At 68.4% G+C, this 20,367-nt stretch carries 18 protein-coding genes; 11 read left to right on the plus strand and 7 right to left on the minus strand.

Annotated features, from left to right (window positions below):
• The first annotated feature begins 81 nt into the window (after positions 1 to 81).
• The 4 genes from J7656_RS12490 (at position 82) to J7656_RS12505 (ending at position 4,363) form a co-directional block, all read left to right on the plus strand.
• A complete protein-coding gene (locus J7656_RS12490) occupies positions 82 to 1,698 on the plus strand; it encodes a glutamate-cysteine ligase family protein (RefSeq protein WP_211553456.1) in 1,617 nt (538 codons plus the stop codon).
• A gap of 66 nt (positions 1,699 to 1,764) precedes the next feature.
• Positions 1,765 to 2,175: a cytidine deaminase gene (gene cdd, locus J7656_RS12495; protein WP_017342578.1), complete on the plus strand. Its 411-nt coding sequence runs from the start codon at positions 1,765 to 1,767 to the stop codon at positions 2,173 to 2,175.
• Positions 2,176 to 2,259: 84 nt separating this feature from the next.
• Positions 2,260 to 3,078, plus strand: coding sequence for a nucleoside phosphorylase (locus J7656_RS12500; protein WP_017342577.1), 819 nt, complete (start codon positions 2,260 to 2,262; stop codon positions 3,076 to 3,078).
• Positions 3,079 to 3,181: 103 nt separating this feature from the next.
• Positions 3,182 to 4,363, plus strand: coding sequence for an NAD(P)/FAD-dependent oxidoreductase (locus J7656_RS12505; RefSeq protein WP_017342576.1), 1,182 nt, complete (start codon positions 3,182 to 3,184; stop codon positions 4,361 to 4,363).
• Positions 4,364 to 4,488: 125 nt separating this feature from the next.
• On the opposite strand, the gene J7656_RS12510 is transcribed toward J7656_RS12505, so the two are convergent.
• Both J7656_RS12510 and J7656_RS12515 read right to left on the minus strand, forming a co-directional pair.
• Entirely contained in the window at positions 4,489 to 5,022 is a 534-nt protein-coding gene (locus J7656_RS12510; protein WP_017342575.1) for an Rrf2 family transcriptional regulator, read from the minus strand.
• 106 nt (positions 5,023 to 5,128) lie between these two features.
• A complete protein-coding gene (locus tag J7656_RS12515; RefSeq protein WP_017342574.1) occupies positions 5,129 to 5,347 on the minus strand; it encodes a hypothetical protein in 219 nt (72 codons plus the stop codon).
• 711 nt (positions 5,348 to 6,058) lie between these two features.
• Between J7656_RS12515 and rocF the strand changes: the two genes are divergently transcribed.
• Entirely contained in the window at positions 6,059 to 6,964 is a 906-nt protein-coding gene (gene rocF, locus J7656_RS12520; RefSeq protein WP_017342573.1) for an arginase, read from the plus strand.
• A 12-nt stretch (positions 6,965 to 6,976) separates the two neighbouring features.
• Here rocF and J7656_RS12525 read toward each other — a convergent pair whose 3' ends face one another.
• Both J7656_RS12525 and J7656_RS12530 read right to left on the minus strand, forming a co-directional pair.
• Positions 6,977 to 8,218, minus strand: coding sequence for an RNA-guided endonuclease InsQ/TnpB family protein (locus J7656_RS12525; RefSeq protein ID WP_017342572.1), 1,242 nt, complete (start codon positions 8,216 to 8,218; stop codon positions 6,977 to 6,979).
• Between the two features lie 169 nt (positions 8,219 to 8,387).
• A complete protein-coding gene (locus J7656_RS12530; RefSeq protein ID WP_004596437.1) occupies positions 8,388 to 8,687 on the minus strand; it encodes a DUF7565 family protein in 300 nt (99 codons plus the stop codon).
• A gap of 140 nt (positions 8,688 to 8,827) precedes the next feature.
• On the opposite strand from J7656_RS12530, the gene J7656_RS12535 reads away from it, so the two are divergent.
• Positions 8,828 to 9,619 (plus strand): PHP-associated domain-containing protein, encoded by a 792-nt coding sequence (locus J7656_RS12535; protein WP_026046175.1) that lies wholly within the window; start codon positions 8,828 to 8,830, stop codon positions 9,617 to 9,619.
• A 92-nt stretch (positions 9,620 to 9,711) separates the two neighbouring features.
• The gene (locus J7656_RS12540; RefSeq protein WP_211553457.1) at positions 9,712 to 10,743 is read left to right on the plus strand and encodes a glutathione S-transferase family protein; all 1,032 of its coding nucleotides are present in this window, start codon (positions 9,712 to 9,714) and stop codon (positions 10,741 to 10,743) included.
• Positions 10,744 to 11,031: 288 nt separating this feature from the next.
• On the opposite strand, the gene J7656_RS12545 is transcribed toward J7656_RS12540, so the two are convergent.
• The 3 genes from J7656_RS12545 to J7656_RS12555 are packed head-to-tail and all read right to left on the minus strand — an operon-like array spanning position 11,032 to position 14,381.
• Positions 11,032 to 12,093: a sugar ABC transporter permease gene (locus J7656_RS12545; protein ID WP_017342569.1), complete on the minus strand. Its 1,062-nt coding sequence runs from the start codon at positions 12,091 to 12,093 to the stop codon at positions 11,032 to 11,034.
• Positions 12,090 to 13,082: a carbohydrate ABC transporter permease gene (locus J7656_RS12550; protein WP_211553458.1), complete on the minus strand. Its 993-nt coding sequence runs from the start codon at positions 13,080 to 13,082 to the stop codon at positions 12,090 to 12,092. Before J7656_RS12550 ends, J7656_RS12545 begins: the two co-directional genes overlap by 4 nt.
• A gap of 21 nt (positions 13,083 to 13,103) precedes the next feature.
• Complete coding sequence (locus J7656_RS12555; RefSeq protein WP_211553460.1) at positions 13,104 to 14,381, minus strand: extracellular solute-binding protein; 1,278 nt, start codon at positions 14,379 to 14,381, stop codon at positions 13,104 to 13,106.
• A gap of 215 nt (positions 14,382 to 14,596) precedes the next feature.
• On the opposite strand from J7656_RS12555, the gene J7656_RS12560 reads away from it, so the two are divergent.
• From J7656_RS12560 to J7656_RS12575, 4 genes are all read left to right on the plus strand, one after another.
• Positions 14,597 to 15,730 (plus strand): ABC transporter ATP-binding protein, encoded by a 1,134-nt coding sequence (locus J7656_RS12560; RefSeq protein WP_017342566.1) that lies wholly within the window; start codon positions 14,597 to 14,599, stop codon positions 15,728 to 15,730.
• A 603-nt stretch (positions 15,731 to 16,333) separates the two neighbouring features.
• Complete coding sequence (mutL, locus tag J7656_RS12565) at positions 16,334 to 18,661, plus strand: DNA mismatch repair endonuclease MutL (RefSeq protein WP_026046174.1); 2,328 nt, start codon at positions 16,334 to 16,336, stop codon at positions 18,659 to 18,661.
• An 86-nt stretch (positions 18,662 to 18,747) separates the two neighbouring features.
• The gene (locus J7656_RS12570; RefSeq protein ID WP_017342564.1) at positions 18,748 to 19,908 is read left to right on the plus strand and encodes a thiolase family protein; all 1,161 of its coding nucleotides are present in this window, start codon (positions 18,748 to 18,750) and stop codon (positions 19,906 to 19,908) included.
• Positions 19,905 to 20,354: a Zn-ribbon domain-containing OB-fold protein gene (locus J7656_RS12575; protein ID WP_017342563.1), complete on the plus strand. Its 450-nt coding sequence runs from the start codon at positions 19,905 to 19,907 to the stop codon at positions 20,352 to 20,354. The genes J7656_RS12570 and J7656_RS12575 overlap by 4 nt, the downstream gene beginning before the upstream one ends.
• Positions 20,355 to 20,367: the final 13 nt, after the last annotated feature.

Consider the following 20,367-nt stretch of genomic DNA (forward strand, 5'->3'; position numbering starts at 1 on the left):
CTCGGAGCGGTCGTGGGAACGCGACCCGAACGCTCTCGCGGCCGGTGACCTTTTTAATCCGCCGCGTCCTTCCTCGGTCGCATGACCACCGAGTCCGCGCTCGCCGACGGGGTCCGGGAGGCGCTTTCGGTCGACGCCGAGGCGTTCGCCGAGCGCGCGGCCGAGGAGGCCGAGATCGTCAAACAGGAGCTCCACGACGGCTCCTTCGACAACCACCAGTCGATCGTCGGCTTCGAGTACGAGTTCTACGCGGTCGGCGACGGGCGGTGGAGCGAGGAGTCGCGGGCGGGCGAGTACGCGCTGATGCGCGTCCCCCGCCGGATGCTGGAGCTGATGGGGTTCGAGAAGGAGCTGGGGCTCCACAACGCCGAGATGTCGACGAGCCCGCAGCCCCTCTCCGACCACGGCCTCCGCGCACAGCTCGCCGAGGTCCGCGCGCGCTTAGAGGCCGCCGAAAACACCGCCGGCGTGGAGGGAATGCGGCTCGTCTCCGACGGGCTCTGGACCATCCCGCCGGCGGGCGAGACCGCCCGCGGCTACCTCACCGACAGCGTCGAGGTCGACGGGGTCACCGTCGCGGTCAACATGAGCGACTCCGTCCGCTACCACGCGATGGCGAACGCGGCCAGCGACGAGGAGGCCGACGGCGCAGAGCCGGGCGACGGGGGCGAGACCCCGACCGAGCCGACCGGGGGCGCCGACGTCGAACTCTCTGCCCCGGGCGTGTCGCTGGCGGCGGACACGGTGATGCCCGAGAGCCTCATCACGTCGATCCAGCCGCACTACCAGGTGGCGCACGCCGAGACGCTGCCGCGGCACTTCCGCTACGCGCTCCGGATCGCCGGGCCACTCTTAGCGCTCGGCGTCAACTCCCCGTTCTTCCCGCCGGACCTGTACGACGACGGCTGGGACGGCGAGCGCGTCCTCGACGAGGGGGCGACCGAGAACCGCGTCCACGTGTTCGAGTCCGTCCTCAACGCGCGGACCGACGCGGACAAGGTCCGGTTCCCGCGCGACTTCCGCGATGTCGAGACCGCGGTCGACCGCATCGCGGGCGACGAGACGCTGATCCCGATGCCCGACCCGGGCGGCAGCGACCGCTTCGACGACGAGTTCGCGACGTTCCGGACCAAGCATGGGAGCTACTGGCGCTGGGTCCGGCCCGTCTTCGAGGGGGCGAGCCGCTCCGCCGCCAACGCCCGGATCGAGTTCCGCCCGATTCCCGGTCAGCCCACGGTCCGCGACTCCATCGCGTTCCAGGGAGCGTTCGCCGGGCTGATGCAGGCGCTCGCGCAGCACGAACACCCGGTCATCGGGCTCGACTGGGAGACCGCCCGCGATAACTTCTACGCCGCCGTGGCCGACGGGCTCGACGCCGACATGGAGTGGATCGGCCGCGACGGGGAGCGGACGACGGACACGGACACGCTGTACGCCGACCTCCTCGACCACGCCGAGGCGGGGCTCCGGACCGCCGGCTGCGCCGACGACGAGGCCGCCGAGTGGATCGCGCCGCTGCGCTGGCGCGTCGCGAACCGCACGACGCCGGCGAGCTGGAAGCGCGACCGCGTCCGCGCCCGGCTCGACGACGGCGACGACTTCGCGACCGCGGTCCACGACACCCAGCGCGAGTACATCCGCCAGCAGGCGGACACCCTCATCGACGGCGGCTTCTCGGCGTGGACGGGCGATTCCTGACGGGGAGACCGGTTCCGCGCGACCGCAACACAGTACAGTTATCGGCCCGCCGCGTCATCCGTCGGTATGGACGATGACGATCTGATCGCCGCGGCGCGCGAGGCCTTGGAGGCCGCCCACGTTCCGTACTCCGAGTACCGCGTCGGCGCCGCGCTCCGGACCGCCGACGGCACCGTCTACACCGGCTGTAACATCGAGAACGCGAACTACTCCAACAGCCTCCACGCAGAGGAGGTCGCGCTCGCGGAGGCGGTCAAGAACGGCCACCGCGAGTTCGACCGGATCGCGGTCTCCTCCGGCGTCCGCGACGGCGTCACCCCCTGCGGGATGTGCCGGCAGACGCTCGCGGAGTTCGCGGCCGACGACCTCGTCGTCGCCTGCGACGAGGGCGGCGACGCCGTGACGGAGTACACGCTGGGCGAACTCCTCCCGAACACCATTTCGGAGGGGACCCTCGACGACGCCAGCAGGGAGTGACGGCACGGCGGCCCGCCGCCGCCGAGACGTCCCCGAGCGACCGAGACGGAACTACTTTTAAACGGCTCGCCGAAGGGCGGAGACATGACCGAAGACAGCGAGGACCCGAACGACGGGGCCGGCTACCACGTCGAGGCCGGGTCCGAGGACGTCGCGGACGCGGTCCTGCTCCCGGGCAACCCCGAGCGCGTCGACAAGATCACGGCGCTGTGGGACGGCCACGAGGAGGTCGCGCGCCACCGCGAGTACCGCACCGCGACCGGCACGTACGACGGCGCGCCGATCTCCGTCACCTCCACCGGGATCGGCTCGCCGTCGGCCGCCATCGCCGTCGAGGAGTTGGCGCGCGTCGGCGTCGACACGTTCATCCGGGTCGGCTCCTGCGGCGCGATCCAGCCCGAGATGGAGGTGGGCGACCTCGTGATCACGACCGGGGCGGTCCGCCAGGAGGGGACGAGCGACGAGTACGTCCGCGAGGACTACCCCGCGGCCGCGGACGGCGAGGTCGTGTCAGCCTTAGTCGCCGCCGCCGAGCGGCTGGGCCACGACTACCACACCGGCGTCACGATGAGCGCCGACTCCTTCTACGCGGGCCAAGGCCGCCCCGGGTTCGAGGGGTTCGAGGCCGCCGGCTCGGACGAGCTCGTCGAAGAGCTTCAGGACGCGAACGTGAAGAACATCGAGATGGAGGCGTCGTCGATCCTCACGATCGCGAGCGTGTACGGGCTCCGGGCGGGCGCCGTCTGCTCCGTCTACGCGAACCGCGTGACCGGCGAGTTCCGGACGGAGGGCGAGTCGCGCGCGGCCGAGACCGCGAGCCTCGCGGTGAAGCTGCTCGCGCGCATGGACGAGGTCAAGCGGGAGGCGGGCGCGGACCGCTGGCACGCCGGGCTCTCGCTGTAGCGGGCGCGCGGTCTCGCCGTTGCGGACCGTCCCCGTCGCGTCGGCGATTCTCGGCTGCGAGCGTTCCAAAGCGACTTTATCTGCGCGCCGTGGAGTTACGGCCATGAGTACACAGGTCGTCGTCGTCGGCTCCGGGTACGCCGGCGCAGGGGCGGTGAAGGCGTTCGAAGACGAGGTCGGGGAGGGCGAGGCCGAGCTCACGTGGATCTCGGAACACGACTACCACCTCGTCTTACACGAGGTCCACCGCGCGATCCGCAACCCCGCCGTCGAGGACAAGATCACGATCCCCGTCGACGAGATCAAGTCGCCCGAGTCCGACTTCGTCCAGGGCCGGGTCGTCGACGTCGACACCGACGAGCGCGTCGTCGAGACCGACGACGGGACGACCGTCGACTACGACTACCTCCTCCTCGGTATCGGCTCCACGACCGCCTTCTTCGGCATCGAGGGGTTAGAGGAGCACGCCCACCAGCTGAAGGGGCTCGACGACGCGAAGGCGATCCACGAGGACGTCCGCGAGGCGGCCGCGGACGCGACCCGCTCGGACCCCGCGCAGGTGATCGTCGGCGGCGCCGGTCTCTCCGGCATCCAGACGGCCGGCGAGATCGCCGAGTACCGCGACAAACACCGCGCGCCGCTCGACATCAAGCTGGTCGAGGGGCTCGACGAGGTGTTCCCCGGTAACGACCCGCAGATCCAGGGGGCGCTCCGCCAGCGGCTCGAGGACGCCGACGTCGAGATCCTCACCGGCGACTTCATCTCCGAGGCCGACGAGGACGCCGTCTACCTCGGCGGCGGCGAAGACGAGGAGCCGGAAGAGCTGGGCTACGACGTGCTGATCTGGACCGGCGGAATTACGGGCCAGCCCGAGCTGGAGAACGTCGAGGTCGAGAAGGACGACCGCTCGAACCGCGTCCACGCCGGCTCCGACTTCGCCACCAGCGACGACCGCGTGTTCGCCATCGGCGACACCGCGCTCGTCGAGCAGGGCGACGACGACGTCGCGCCGCCGACCGCGCAAGCCGCCTGGCAGGCCGCCGAGGTCGCGGGCGAGAACCTCGCGCGCGCCGCCCGCGGCGCGCCGCTCCGCTCGTGGACTCACGAGGACAAGGGAACGGTCATCTCCGTCGGCGAGGAGGCGGTCGCTCACGACGTGATGGGCATGCCGATCAAGACGTTCGGCGGCACGCCCGCGAAGCTCCTGAAGAAGGCGATCGCCACGCGCTGGATCAACAAGGTCTCCTCCGCGGGCCGCGCGGTCGGCGCGTTCGGCGACATGTGAGCGCGGGCGGCTCGCGACGGCGACCCGTCTCTCGGCTTCGACCTCCGACTCTTCTCGGCGACGAACCGGTCCGCGATTCCCGGTAGAACAGCTCCCGCAGCGGTCGAAGAACCTCCCTCTCGCAGTCAGTGCTCGGCCGGCTCGTCGGGCGCCCGCATGTCGTCGATCCGCAGGATGAGAATGTTCGCGGTGTCGTCTTTGCCGTCGACGGTGCCGTCGATGACGAGCTTCGAGAGCGGCGTCGGGCCGACGGTGACGCTGTCGCCCTCGTGGAAGTCGCGGACCGAGCCCTGAACGTGGATCTCCGCCCGGCACAGCTCGGGGTGGTGGACGCTGGAGAGGTCGATCCCGTCGACGTTGACTCCGTCGAGCTGCTCGCCCGCGTGGAAGATCGGGACGTCGGCCGGCTCGTCCATGCGCTGGATGTCGAGCGCCTCGTAGGCGTTCGAGGTGGGCTTGTAGCCGCCCTTCGGGCCGGGTACCCCCTCGACCAGCTGGAGGGCCTTGAGGCTCTGCATCTGGTTGCGGATCGTCCCGGGGTTGCGGTCGACTTCCTCGGCGATCGCCTCGCCCTTCACGGCGTCCTCCTGCTCCCCGTACAGGTTAATGAGAGCCGAGAGGATGCTTTTCTGGCTCGACGTGAGCTCGATCGATGACATGGTGCCAATTACAGAGCGCCCCCGCTTAAATGCGATGGAATTCACTTATAAATGATCGTGTGAGATCCCTCGGCGACCGAGCGCCGTCAGCCCGCGGCGCGCCGGTCTACTCCCCGCGCAGCCGCTTCATCCGGACGTACGCGAGCGGGCTCGACAGCGCCACCACGACGCCGACGCCGACCAGCGCGACCCCGAAGTCGACGGCGACGAACGAGACCGCGGCGCCGACGAGCCCGATCGCTGCGCCGGTGAACGCGACCGCGATGGTGGCGCCGATCGGCTCGATGTCGGCGGGGTCGACCGAGTAGGGATCGGAGCTGCTCATGAACGACTCGTGAGGGGCCGAGCGCAAAACCGTGTCCGATCCGGCGAGGCGGGCGAGCGCGACCGTCGATCCCGGCTCTGTTGAACTCCTCCGTCGGTAACGCGTTTTGACCCGGGTTGCGGTCAATACAGACGTAGCGACGAGCGATTTCGGGAGTGGGTATCGCAGATCGGTAGCAGCGATTCGGTATTTAAGTAGTCGCCAGCGGCGGCGACGGCCGCTTATAAATAGCCGGCGGTGGCGCGCCTGCGAGCGGCCGGAGCGAAGCGGAGGCCGCGAGCCAGCCCGCGAGGGACGCGGTGAGCGCTCGAAGAGCGCGAACCGCGAGGCTGGGGAGGTGTGAGGCTGCGGTGCTGTGCGGAGTGGGTGGGGCTCAAAGGGGCAGCCGTCGAGGTGGGCGGAGGCGATGTAAGCACCGCAGGAACGAGCGAAGCGAGTGACGAGGAGCACAGCGAGCGTCCGCCCACCTCGACGGCTGGGGCTTTGGAGGCACTCGCCGCAGTAGCGTCAGTCACTTATAAACAGCTGACAGCAACACCGCGCTCCGATTTATAAACAACCACACTCACAACCTACGACACCTACTCCCGCAACCGATCAAGAAGCACGCTTCAGTGAACCGCTGTTTCGGAGGAGGACCCATTTGAAGAACGGGATTTCACCAAAGCTTCGAACCCCACAATTCAAGCGCCGGCGCGTCGCGTTGCCGGTATGGACACGGTCAGGATCATCGGCGCGCCGACCGACTACGGGGCGAACCGACGCGGGGTCGACATGGGACCGTCGGCGATCCGGTACGGCGGGCTCGCCGACCAGCTCGCCGGCGCGGGCGTCGACACCGTCGACGCGGGCGACCTCCTCGTCCCGCGGGCGGAGGAGCGCGACCCGGACGCGGACGCGCCCAGCGAAGGGAAAGCGAAGTTCCTCCGCGAGACGGCCGACGTCTGCCGCCGGCTCGGCGACGAGGTCGCCGCGACGCTCGACGACGGCGAGGTGCCGCTCGCGCTCGGCGGCGACCACTCCATCGCGATCGGGAGCCTCTCGGGGTCCGCGCGCGACGCCGACATCGGTGCCGTCTGGTTCGACGCGCACGCCGACCTCAACACCCCCGCGACGACCCCCTCGGGCAACGTCCACGGGATGCCGCTGGCGGCCGCGCTCGGGATCGACGAGTTCGCGGACACCGAGTGGGCGAACGCGGCGGGGCTCTCGCCGGAGAACGTCGCCCTCGTCGGACTCCGGTCGGTCGACGAGGCGGAGGCGGAGCTCATCAAAGAGCGCGGCTTCGCGGCGTACACGATGTCCGACATCGACGAGCGGGGGATCACCGAGGTCACGGAGGAGGCGCTGTCGGTCGCCGCGGACGGCGTCGACGGGATCCACGTCAGCCTCGATCTCGACTGGCTCGACCCCAACGCCGCGCCCGGCGTCGGGACGCCTGTCCGCGGCGGGGTCACCTACCGCGAGGCCCACAGCGCGATGGAGATCGTCGACGAGACCGACGCGCTCCGCTCGATGGAGATCGTCGAGGTGAACCCGACGCTGGACCAGCACAACGAGACGGCCGAGCTGGCGACGGAGCTGGCGGCGAGCGCGTTCGGGAAGCGGGTCTTGTGAATCGCCTCGGGGTCAAGCCCCGAGGCTTCCCGTTTCCACGACGTGACTTGCAGACACGGACTCGAAGTGAGTCGTGTCCGTAGCGGTCACAGTCTCCACGGGCGTGTCTTCGGGCCATCCCAGCCCTAATTCAGAAAAGCCTCTCTGTAAGACGTTCATCGCCGCATTCGCGTCCCTGTCCGTCTCAAATCCACACGACGGACAGGAGTGTTCTCTGACCCAGATGGGTTTCGCTGTCTCCACACCGCACGACGCGCACTCTTTGGTCGTGCCTCTGGCTTCGACTTGAACGACGTGACAGCCGTACAACTCGGCTTTGTATTCGAGCAGGGTGATGAACTGTCGCCACGCCGCATCCCGCTTGTTTCGAGTGTTGTGCGACTGTTCAAGCATCCCCTTCACGTTCAGGTCTTCGACGAATACAGCGTCGTACTCGCGGACGAGCCATGTCGTTATCTTGTGCTGGTAGTCCAGCACTTTCCGACGAATCCGACGCTTGACTTTGGCAACTTCAACTCGTTGTTTCTCGTAGCTGTTCGACCCCTTCTCCTTCCGGGATAACTTACGCTGTTCGCGTCCGAGTCGCTCGTAGTCGTCTTCGAGGTCGAGCCAATCCACGGTTTTGCCGTCGCTGGTGTGGATGTAGTTGAGGATTCCGAGGTCGATACCGACGCTGTTGCTCGCGTCCAGCGATTCCACGTCGGGTTTCTCGGGGAGATCGGCGTCGTCGGTTTCGAGGCCGAAAGAGACGAACCACTCGCCAGTCGTCTCCTTCTTGAACGTGACCTCTTTGATCGTGGCGTGGTCGGGAATCGGGCGGTGGTAACGAATCTTCACCCAACCGATTTTGCTGAAACGGACGTAAGCGAACCTGTCTTGGCCCCTCTTTTCATCGAGGTCGAAACCAGACTGGTTGTACGTCACGCTTTGATAATCGGTGGGTGCTTGCCGTTTGAGCCGACCAACGTTGTATCCCTTCTCTTTCTTTTTGCGAAGGTTCGAGAGGTTCCGATAGAAGCGTGCGACGGTGGCTTGGGCGGCCTTCGAGTGTAGTTTACTGAAGACGGGCCACTTTCGCTTCCAGTCGGGAAGTTTGTTGTTCTGGTCGTACTCACTCGGCTTATTGTCCTCCGGGGCTTGTTCGTAGTCCCAGCGGACGTGGTTGTAGAGCTGACGATGAACATCCAGATGGTGTTCCAGTCCAGCCGCTACCTCTTGTGTCGGGTAAGCGTGGTAGCGGTGACTGTGTTCCATCGCTGTCTATCGATTAGTGATGTGTTCATTTAGTGGTTTGTATCACGAGTTGTCGGCTTCATCCCCGAGGTCAACCCTCGGGGTATTCGCCTTGTCCGCCGATAAATCGCGGTCGGAGGGAGGTCGGGGAGAGGTCGGCGGGTCGGGGTCGGGGCCTCGAAAGGTCAGGTCAGACGCCCCGGTCGAGCTCCTCGACGACCCGCTGGAGGTCGGCTGCCGACTCGATCTCGCCTTTGATCTCCTCGCGGCGGCGGACCGCCGCCGAGTCGGCGTCGTACGCGCGGACGAACTCGGCGCGGGTGTGCTCGTCGAACGCGTGGCGGATCGCGAAGTAGCCGTCCGGGACGATCGTGCCGCAGACCTTGCACTCGTGGCGCTGATGCTCGTTCGTCTGGTGGACGATCGCCGCCTCCACGTCGTCGAAGGCGGCGTCGCAGTCGCCGATGCCGCACGTCCAGCGAGGGGCCATACCCCGAACTCTCGCCCGAGGGGGATTAACGGTTTCCCACCTCGACGGGGGCGCACCGCGGCGTCGGGTCCGATCGGCGCCGCGCGTCCCCCTGCGACTGGGCCGCGGTCGCGGCACCGTCGTCGTCGAACGATACGTCTTTGCGCCGCCGCGACGACCGTGCGACCGTGACCCGACCGCAAACGCGCGTCGACGCCCACGTCAAGGTGCTCGACGACGAGGTCGTCGCCCGCGCGAAAGATCGCGGGATCGACGCGCTCGTGTACGCGCCGCACTTCACGCGCCTGCCGACGATCCGCGAGCGCGCAGCGCGGTACACCGACGACGAGCTGACCGTCGTCCCCGCCCGCGAGGTGTTCACCGGCGACTGGGGGAACCGGCGCCACCTCCTCGTGCTCGGACTCTCCGACCCGGTCCCCGACTACATCACCTTCGAGGGCGCGATGGCCGAGTTCGAGCGGCAGGACGCGGCGGTCCTCGTCCCGCATCCCGGCTTCGCCACCATCTCGCTCACGCGCCCCGAGGTCGACGCGCACGCCGCACGGCTCGACGCGATCGAGACGTACAACACGAAGCTGCTCCCCCACCAAAACTCGCGCGCCCGCCGGACCGCGGAAGAGACCGGCTGCGCCGGGTTCGGATCGTCGTACGCCCACCTCCCCGGCACGGTCGGCGAGGCGTGGACCGCCTTCGAGGGCGACCTCGACGACGAGGAGGCGGTCGTCGACGCGTTCCGCGAGCGCCGCCCCCGGACGGTGATCCACCGCGGCGGCGCCGGCCACCAGCTCCGCGGGCTCGTGGAGTTCGCGCACCTCGCTTACGAGAACACGTGGGCGAAGCTCGACCGGATGTTCCTCTCGGGCAACGAGCCCACCCTCCCGTCGAACGTCGCCTACGAGGGCCGGTTCGACGACGTGAGCGTCTACGAGTAGGAGGGGTCGAAATCCGGCGGTTCGCTCCGCGCTCGACGGGTGACACGCGTGTCCCCGCCCACGTTATACGGACGGAGGCCCACGTGTTAGACATGAATCAGCTCGTGAACGGCGAGTGGCGGACGGACACCTACGAGGCGACGGACGAGGACGGCTCGTTCCAGCGCGGCGAGACGACCTTCCGGAACTGGGTCGCGGGCAGCGACGTGCCCGACCACGTCGACGCGGAGCCGGACGAGCGCTTCCAGCCGGAGGCCGGCCGGTACCACCTGTACGTCTCGTACGCCTGCCCGTGGGCGCACCGCACGCTGCTCGCGCGGTCGCTGCTCGGCCTCGAAGACGCGATCAGCGTCTCGGTCGTCGACCCCTACCGCGGCGAGGACGGCTGGCAGTTCACCCCCGAGAAGGCGGGCTGTACCCGCGATCACCTCCACGACAGCGACTACCTCCGGGAGCTGTACGTGGAGGCCGACCCGGACGCCACCTGTCGGGTGACCGTCCCCGTGCTGTGGGACACCGAGGAGGAGACCATCGTCAACAACGAGTCGCGCGAGATCCTCCGAACCCTCTCGACCGCGTTCGCCGACCTCGGTAACGGCGTCTCGCTGCTTCCGGACGCGGACGATGACGCGACCGTCGCGGACGTCGACGAGGTTATCACGGACATCTACGAGCCGATCAACAACGGCGTCTACCGCGCCGGCTTCGCCACCTCGCAGAGCGCCTACGACGAGGCGATCGACGACCTGTTCGGCGCGCTCGACGCCTACGACGACCGGCTCGCCGATCAGCGCTACCTCGTCGGCGATTCACTCACCGAGGCGGACATCTGTATGTTCACCACGCTGGTCCGCTTCGATCAGGTGTACCACACCCACTTCATGTGCAACCGGCAGTTCATCCACCAGTACGACAACCTCTGGCCGTACCTGCGCGACCTCTACCAGACCGAGGGCGTCGCGGAGACGGTGAACATGGCCCACATCAAGGAACACTACTACACCACGCACCCGGACGTGACTCCCTCGGGGATCATCGCGCGCGGCCCCGACCTCGACTTCGAGGCCGACCACGACCGCGAGCAGCTCGGCGGCGAGGCGCCGACCCCGACCGCGGACGACTGAGCGGCGAACGGTTCGGCCAACTGTAGCTCTTTTCGGAGTCGATTTTGCGGTGGCGCGTGCCTGCGAGCGGCCGCCCCCGGCGGCCGCGAAGCAGCACGCGCGAGGGAGCGGTGAGCGCTCGAAGAGCGCGAACCGCGAGGCTGGGGAGGCGTGAGGTGCCGTGCGGAGCGGGGCGGTGCCGACGATCGATCGCGGGTCGGATCGGCGCATCGAGGGATGACCGCGGCAGCGAAAACGAGAAACGAGAAACGCAGACGGACGGACGGACGGCGGACCGCGCTCGGCCCGTTACCCCTCCATCCCGCCGAACGAGAGGCCGTCCTCGACGGAGCGCTGGGCCGCGAAGTAGACGATCGCGACCGGCAGCGCGAACAGGTTCGCGAACGCCGCGAACCGCGTCCACGGCGTCGAGAACCGGCCCTCGGTCGCGATGTTGTACAGCTCCACCGAGAGCGGGTAGTTCTCGGGGCGCAGCAGCGTCTGCGCGATGATGAACTCGTTCCAGCCGGCGAGCCAGACGAAGATGAGCACGACGGCGAGCCCCGGCTTCGTCAGCGGGAGGATGACCTCCCGGATCGTGTCGAGGAAGCTCGCGCCGTCGACCATCGCCGCCTCCTCGTAGGAGACGGGGATGTTGTCCATGTACGTCTTCAGCAGCCACGTGTTGAACGGGATCGCCGACGCGGCGTAGAACAGCCCGAGGACGAACAGGTTGTTCGTGAGCCCGTAGCTGCTGAACAGCGAGTACAGCGCCACGAGCGTCGCGATCGACAGCCCGGCGCCGATCTGCGTGAAGAGGACGTAGCCGTAGAGGATGCGTTTGCGGCCGACGAACTTCCGGCGCGAGAACGCGTACGCCGCCGGGACGATCATCCCGAACCCGGCCGCGAGCGTCACGCTAACGATGTAGAGACTGTTGAACACCGCGCCCGGGCCGGTCTCGGTGCCGGCCCACCGGAAGCTGACCAGCCCGCCGCTCCCGCCGAGGACGAGCTGGGGGTACCCCCAGTCGCCGTCGACGAAGAAGAAGTCGGACTCGAACACCACCCACCGGTACGCGCCGAGGTTGTACGTCGACGGGTCCGGGAAGATGCCGCTGGTGGTGAACAGCCGCGTCCCCTCCGCCAGCGACGCGGTGAAGATCCAGAACAGCGGGAACAAAAGCACCAACACCATCGCGAACCCGAACAGCGTCATCAGGACGCTCTTCGAGACGTCCCACGGGGTGCGCTTGCCCGTGCGGAGGTCGTAGATCGCCCGCTGGACCGTGACGACGAACCGCTTCGGCGCGGTCGCGAACGCGACCAGCTTGGCGGCGACGAGCGCCGCGAACGAGCGGAGCACGCTCATTCCTCACCCACCCCCTCTGCGAGGCCGCCGTAGCGCACGGCGACGAGCATGAAGAGTCCGACGAAGGCGATGGCGACGATGAGGATCGCCGCGGAGAGCCCGAACTCGTTGAAGCTGATCGCCTCGCGGTAGCCGTACACGATTATCAGCTCGTTCTTTCTGGCCGGGCCGCCCTGGTTGAACACCCACGGGATCAGGAACTGCTGGAACGACGTCGCGGCCGTGAGGATCGAGGCGAACAGCACCGGCCCCTTGATCGCCGGGAGGGTGACGGTCCGGAACCGCTGGAGCCACCCGGCGCCGTCGACCATCGCGGCCTCGTGGAGCGACTTCGGCACGTCCTGTAAGGCGCTCACGATGATGATCACCATGAACGGGTACGCGAGCCACACCTCCGTGGTGACGTACGCGAAGAACGCCTCCCAGCGGCCGCTGAGGAAGCCGATCGGCACGTCGAACAGCAGGACCTGGGGTGCGGACAGCGACGACATAACGTCGTTGTAGCGGCCGAGCAGCGTGTTGAACACGCCGAACCGGGCGTCGCTGAACATTCCGCGCCAGACGGTGATCGTGAAGATGCCGGGGAACCCCAGCGGGACGATCACCGCGGCGCGCATGTAGCGTTTCCCGACGACCCGGGCGTGGTTCAAGAGGAGCGCGATGCCGACGGCAACGAACACCTTGACCACGAGCGAGACGGCGACGAAGAGCCACGTCGTCGACATCGACGACCAGAACTGCGGGTCTCCGAGCAGCTGTACGTAGTTCTCGAGTCCGATCAGCTCGGCGCCGCCGCCGATCACCGACCCGGCGAACGTCGCGTCGGTCAGCGAGATGTAAAACAGGTAGACGATCGGGTACAGCATGAAACTCGAGAAGAGGACCACGCCGGGGATGACGAGCAGCAGTCCCCAGTCGCGGCCGGAGAACGGCAGCGCTGACCGGAGCCGCGAGAGCCCGTCGCCGGCGTCGAGTTGTGAAGAGGCCATGGTGGCTGGTGGAGAGGCCGCCTACTGGTTCTCCCGGATCTCCGATGCGGCCTGGTCGAGGGCCGGCCCGCTCTCCTGGTTGCCGTTGAAGACGCGGGTCAGCGCCTCGGTCAGCGGCGTCCAGACGGCGTTCATGTTCGGGTGGGTCGGGATGGGGACGCCGTGGTCGACCTGCTGGGCGAACGCCTGAACGTCGGCGGAGAGGTCGCCGTCCTCCACGACGGAGGAGAGGACGGGGATGTACCCCTGCTCCTCGGCGTTGGTCTCGATGACCTCCTCGTTCGTGGTGTACCACTCGGCGAGGCCCGTCGCGGCGTCGACCGCGCTCTGGTCGGCGTCGGACAGCATCGCGCTGAAGTAGAACGTCTGGATCCCGGAGTACGTCCGGGGGTTGTTGCCGTCGACGGTGGGCAGGGTCGTGACGCCGAGGTTCTCGATCTCCTCGCCGAGGTTCGCGATCTCCCACGGCCCGTTGATCGCGAACGGCGCGGCGCCGTCGGCGAACGCGACGATCTGCGACTCGTAGCCGGGGTCGGCCGGCACGTAGTCGAACAGCTGTTCGAGCGCGTCCATCCCCTGCTTACATTCCTCGCTGTCGAGGTCGTTCTCGAGGCTCTCCGTGTCGAAGATGTCGCCGCCGTACGCCTGAATGAACCCGCTGGCGAAGTAGGGGTCCGTCACGGGGTACGAGAGTCCGTACTCGCCGTTCTCGGGGTCGTGGTACTCGTCCATCACCGAGAGCATCTCCTCGAACGTCTCGGGCGGCTCGTCGACCATGTCCTCGTTGTAGAACAGCGCGACCGTCTCCGAGGCGAACGGGAGCCCGTGGAGCGCGCCGTCGAACTGAACCGCCTCCTGGGCCGTCTCGGTGAACACGTCGAGCGAGGTGTCGACGTCGTCGCTCGCGTCGTAGAGGAACGGCGGCTCCTCGCGGACCGCGAACCGGCCGATCCAGTCGTGCGCCCAGATCCACGAGTCGGGGCCCTCTCCCGACGGGATGGCGGTCTCGAGCTGCTGGTCGAGCTCGCCGCCCGGCTCGTTCTTCTCGATCGTGTTGGAGCTCTCGGACTCGTACTCGTCGATGTACGAAGACATGGCCTCGTCTTCGCCGTCCGAGAGGTCGGTCCACAGCGTCGCGGTGCCGCCGCTCTCGCCGTCGCCGCCGTCAGAACCGTCGCTTCCGTCGGAGCCGTCACCGCCGTCACCGCCGTCGCCGCCGGTGCTGATACAGCCCGCGAGGCCCGCGAGCGCAGTCGTTCCCCCCATCGCCTTGAGCAGCGTTCTACGTTTCTCGTTCATGTGACCAGAACAAATGATGAATTATATTTTCATACATTTAGTGTTTGGGGTACGTCCCGATCGATCCGGATCGATCCCTGTCGACTATGAATATCGACGATCGACTCGGCGGACGGCTCGGCGGGGGGAGTGGCCGATATTTGAGAAGAGATTATTCACCATATATCAGAAAAACAGCAAAGAACTCATATGCCAGCGGACCGGTCTTCAGGAAAATGGCACGCGTCACGCTCGATACGCTCCGGAAGGAGTTCGACCGAGGAACGATCGTCGCCGTCGACGACCTCGACTTGGAGATCGACGACGGCGAGTTCGTGACCGTGGTCGGGCCGTCGGGGTGCGGGAAGACGACCACGCTTCGGATGGTGGCGGGGCTCGAAGAGCCGACGTCCGGAACCGTTCACTTCGACGACGAGGACGTCACCGACATCCACGCGAAGGAGCGTCCCGTCGCGATGGTGTTCCAGAACTACGCCTTATACCCCCACAAGACGGTCCGCGAGAACATGGCGTTCGGGCTCAAGATGAGCACCGACATGACGACCGAGGAGCGGCACGAGCGCGTCCGCGAGATGGCCGAGATGATGGGCATCGAAGGCCTCCTCGACGACAAGCCCGACGAGCTCTCCGGCGGACAGAAACAGCGCGTCGCGCTCGGCCGGGCCATCGCGCGCGAGCCCGAGGTGTTCCTCTTCGACGAGCCGCTCTCGAACCTCGACGCGAAGCTCCGCACCGAGATGCGCGCCGAGATCCAGAAGCTCCAGAAGGAGTTCGGCGTCACCGCGATGTACGTCACCCACGACCAGGAGGAGGCGATGACGATGGGCGACCGCCTCGCCATCCTGAACGACGGCGAGCTCCAGCAGGTCGGCGAACCCACCGAGGTGTACCAGAACCCCGTGAACAAGTTCGTCGCCGGCTTCATCGGTTCGCCGTCGATGAACTTCCTCGACGTTGACGTGGAGACGGACGGGACGTCGGCGACGATCCGCGACGAGTCCTCGGGGCTCGCGTTCGCGCTCAGCCGCGACTACGTCGCCGGTCACGACCTCGAAAGCGGCCCGTACACGCTCGGGATCCGCCCCGAGAACATCGGGATCGTCGAGGATCCGACTGGCGAGGAGACGCTGACCGCGACCGTCGAAGTCGTCGAGCCGATCGGCTCCGACAACTACGTCCACCTTGACGTGAACGACGACTTCCTCGCGCGAGCGCCCGCGAACGTCCAGCCCGAGGCGGGCGACGAGGTCGGCGTCGTCTTCGAGGAGGCGGACCTCCACCTGTTCGACGCGGAGACCGGCGAGGACGTGTTCCTCTCCGACGAGGAGATCGCGGCCGCAGTCGCTTAAGAAGAGTCGATTTTCGGAGCGGGCGTTGGCGTGTGAACCGATTGTTCGTACTTTCTCTCTGATTCGGAGAGTGCGAACGCTGCTACTCGATCGGAAACCGCTGTTACCGCGGAGAACGCCCCCAAATCCCAGTCGCTCACTTATAAATGGTTGGTGGCGGATCGGCGGCTGACACCGCCAAAGCCTCAGCCGCTCGTTTATAAATAACTGACCGCTGAACGGCGGCAAACTACTCCAAAGCCCCAGCCGCGAGGACTCGCGCGGCTCGCTGCGCTCCTCGCTCAGTCGCTGGCGCTCCTTCGCTGCGGTGCTTGCGTCACCGTGCGTCGTCCTCGCGACTGCCCCTTTGAGCCCCACCCCTCACAGCACCGCACCTCTCACCTCCCCACCCTCGTCGGGCGCGTCCATCGGGCTCCCTTCGGTCGCCCTCGGCGCGCCCGACTCCCTCGCGCGTGCTCCTCGCGGCCGCCTTCGGCGGCCACTCGGAGGCACGCGCCACCGCAGTTTTGTTTATAAATGATGTACTCGTTGGACTTCAGTCCGTCCTGCGTCGCCGCCGGCGACAACGGCTTGAAGTGCGCGCTCGTCGGACAGTCGGTAAGCATGGAGCCGCCAGACATCGAGCGGTTGGACGAGCGGACCGTCCAGCGGATCGCGGCCGGCGAGGTCGTCGAGCGCCCCGCAAGCGTCGTGAAGGAGTTAGTCGAGAACAGCCTCGACGCGGGGGCGAGCCGCGTGGCGGTGTCGGTCGAGTCGGGCGGCACCGAGGGGATCCGCGTCCGCGACGACGGCGTCGGCATCCCCGCGGACCAGCTGGAGGCGGCCGTCGCGGAGCACGCCACCTCGAAGATCGGCGACATCGAGGACCTCGACCGCGGCGTCGGCACGCTCGGCTTCCGCGGCGAGGCGCTGTACACCGTCGGCGCCGTCTCCCGGCTCACCGTGCGCTCGCGCCCCCCGAACGCCGAGGCGGGCGCGGAGATAACGGTCGAAGGCGGCGAGGTCGGGGAGGTGCGCCCCGCGGGCTGTCCCGCGGGCACGACCGTCGAGGTCGACGACCTCTTTTATAATACCCCCGCCCGCGAGAAGTTCCTCAAGCGGACCGCCACCGAGTTCGACCACGTGAACACGGTCGTGACGAGCTACGCGCTGGCGAACCCGGACGTAGCCGTCTCCTTGGAACACGACGGCCGCGAGACGTTCGCGACCGAGGGGAACGGCGACTTCCGCTCGGCCGTCCTCGCCGTCTACGGCCGCGAGGTGGCCGAGTCGATGATCGACGTGGAGTGGACGCCCGACGAGGCGAACGCGGACGGAGCGGCCGGCGATGCCGTCGACGACGCCCCGGTCCAGCGCGTGACGGGGCTCGTCTCGCACCCCGAGACGGCGCGCTCGACGCGCGACTACCTCTCGACGTACGTCAACGGCCGGTACGTCACCGCGAGCGCGCTCCGCGAGGCGACCCTCGACGCCTACGGCGGCCAGTTGGCGCCCGACCGCTACCCGTTCGCCGTCCTCTTCGTCGAGGTCCCAGCCGGCGACGTCGACGTGAACGTCCACCCGCGCAAGCTGGAGGTCCGCTTCGACGAGGAGCCAGCGGTCCGGGACGCGGTCGAGACCGCCGTCGAGGAGGCCCTGCTCGACCACGGCCTGATCCGCTCGACCGCGCCGCGCGGCCAGTCGGCGCCCGACGAGACCGCGGTCGACCCCGAGACGCCCGACGTCGAGGCCGTCGGCGGCGCGAACACGGACCACGAGCGCGCCGCGCGCGAGGGGCGCGAGCCCGCGACCTCGGACGTCGAGGCCGACAGCGGCGCAGACTCGCCCGACGCCGGCGGCCCCGCGGCGCCGACCGAACTGGACCCCTCGGACGACGCGGCGTGGGCGGTTGACGGCCTGAGCGGCGAGGACGGGGCCACGAGCGGACCGGTCGACGGACGGACGGAGCGCGGACTCGGCGACGCGGACGACGACGCCCGCCCCTCGCCGCGGAGCTGGCAGGACGACTCTGCGGAACGGGACGGCGAGCCGTCGGCGGGAACCGAAGATATCGCGAGCGGAACCGACGATACCGCGGAGACCCTGACCGACGCGGTCGATCGCGAGGCCGATTCGGCGGACCCCGGGACTCCGGAAGGATCACCACCGACCGACGACGGACCGGACCGCGACGAGGGGTCGGTCGACGGCGACACGTCGACTCTGATCGAGGCGGATTCCGACGACGACGCCACGCCCCCGACCGCCAGCACGCGCGCCGCGCCGCGACAGCGGACCCTCGACGGCGACGGGACGGAGAGCGAGCGCGAGTTCGACTCGCTGCCCTCGCTGCGGGTGCTCGGACAGCTCCACGAGACGTACGTGGTCGCGGAGGCGCCCGACGGGCTCGTGCTGATCGACCAGCACGCGGCCGACGAGCGGGTGAACTACGAGCGGCTGAAGGCGGCCTTCGCGGACGGCGCGGACGCGCAGGCGCTCGCGGAGCCGGTCCGCATCGAACTGACCGCGCGCGAGGCGGCGCTGTTCGAGGAGTTCGTCGACGACCTGGCCGAGATCGGGTTTCGTGCGGAGCGCGCGGGCGACCGCGAGGTCTCTGTGACGGCGGTCCCGGCCGTCTTCGACGCCGCGCTCGACCCCGACCTCCTGCGGGACGTGCTCTCCGCGCTGGTCGACGACGCCGCCGCGGGCGACGAGCCGGTCGCGGACGTCGTCGACGAGCTGCTCGCCGACCTCGCGTGTTACCCCTCCGTCACGGGGAACACCTCGCTGACCGAGGGGCGGGTCGTCGACCTCCTCGACCGCCTCGACGCCTGCGAGAACCCCTACGCCTGCCCGCACGGGCGCCCGGTCGTGATCCGGCTCGACCGCGACGAGATCGGGTCGCGGTTCGAGCGCGACTACCCGGGCCACGGCGGCCGGCGTGCGGAGTGACGGTGCGCGGAGCGAGTCGGTGGGGAAGCCTCTCTCCGTCGACCGCAGAGAGGTACGTTTTAGGCGACCGCGGCCGACCCGCGGACATGGAACGCGTAGCGATCGTCGGCGCGTCGATGACCCGGTTCGGGCAGCGCGACGCCTGGGTGCGGGAGCTGCTGGCGGAGGCGGGCGCGGCCGCGCTCGACGACGCCGGCGTCGACGGCGACGACCTCGATCACCTGTACGTCTCGAACATGGCCAGCGGCGAGTTCGAGGGACAGACCGGCGTCCCGAACGCGCTCGCGCACGACCTGGCGGCCCAGCCGGCCTACACCGCCCGTATCGACCAAACCTCCTCGTCCGGCGGCGCGGGCGTGTACGCCGCGTGGCAGTCGGTCGCGTCCGGCGCGAGCGACCTCACGATGCTCGTCGGCGGCGAGAAGATGACCCACCGGACGACGTCGGAGGCGACCGACGTGATCGCGTCGCTCACCCACCCGGTCGAGTACAAGCAGGGCGTCACGCTGCCCTCCTTCGCGGGGCTCACGGCGCGGCTCTACCTCGACGAGTACGACGCGCCCCGCGAGAGCCTCGGGAAGGTCGCGGTGAAGAACCACCGGAACGGCGTGGACAACCCCCACGCGCAGTTCCAAAAAGAAGTGGACCTCGACACTGTCCTCGACTCGCCGATCGTCGCCGACCCGCTCCGACTGTACGACTTCTGTCCGATCACGGACGGCTCCGCGGCGCTCGTGTTCTGCCCCGAGTCCGTCGCGGAGGAGTACGCGCCCGACGGCAGCTACGCCGTCATCTCGGGGATCGGCGGCGCGACCGACACCCACGTCGTCCACGAGCGCGCGGACCCGACGACGATGGGCGGCGTCGTCGACTCCTCCGATATCGCCTACGAGATGGCCGGGATCGGCCCGGACGACGTCGACGTGGCCGAGCTCCACGACATGTTCACCATCCTCGAGTTCCTCCAGAGCGAGGACCTCGGCTTCTTCGAGAAGGGCGAGGGGTGGAAGGCGGTCGAGGAGGGCGTCACCGACCGCGACGGCGACCTCCCGATCAACACCTCCGGCGGGCTCAAGTCGAAGGGCCACCCGCTCGGCGCGAGCGGCGTCGCACAGGTGTACGAGATATTCAAGCAGGTCACGGGTGACGCCGGCCCGCGACAGGTCGAGGCCGACAGGGGGCTCGCCTGCAACGTCGGCGGGTTCGGGAACTGCGTGACCACGACGATCCTGGAGGGAAGCCAATGAGCGACAACGACGCGAGCGACACCGAAACCGAAGGGGCGGACAGCGCGGAACCGACGTTCGAGGCCGCGGAGTACGCGGACGGGACGGTCACCTACCCGCCCCACACCGTGGGCCCGAACGGCGCCGAGCGCGTCGGGACGGTCGACCTCCGCGAGTACGAGGGCCGGGTCGTCACGTGGACCACCTCGACAGCGACGCCCCCGGGCGTCCGAGAGCCGAACACCCTCGCCATCGTCGAGTTCGACATGGGCGACGGCTACGACGGACCGCCGGTCCGCGCGCTCGGGCAGATCGCCGAACACGAGAGCACCGGCGAGCAGTTCGACGTCGAGATCGGCGACCGCGTCGAGCCGGCCTACGCCGACGAACTGCGCGAGCCGGGCGCCGGCATCCGCGAGCCGGAGAGCCAGGACTGGGACGGCTTCCGGTTCCGGCCGGCCGAGTAGCTGAACTCGTCTT

This window comes from Halorubrum ruber (assembly GCF_018228765.1).
Lineage (GTDB): Archaea > Halobacteriota > Halobacteria > Halobacteriales > Haloferacaceae > Halorubrum > Halorubrum ruber.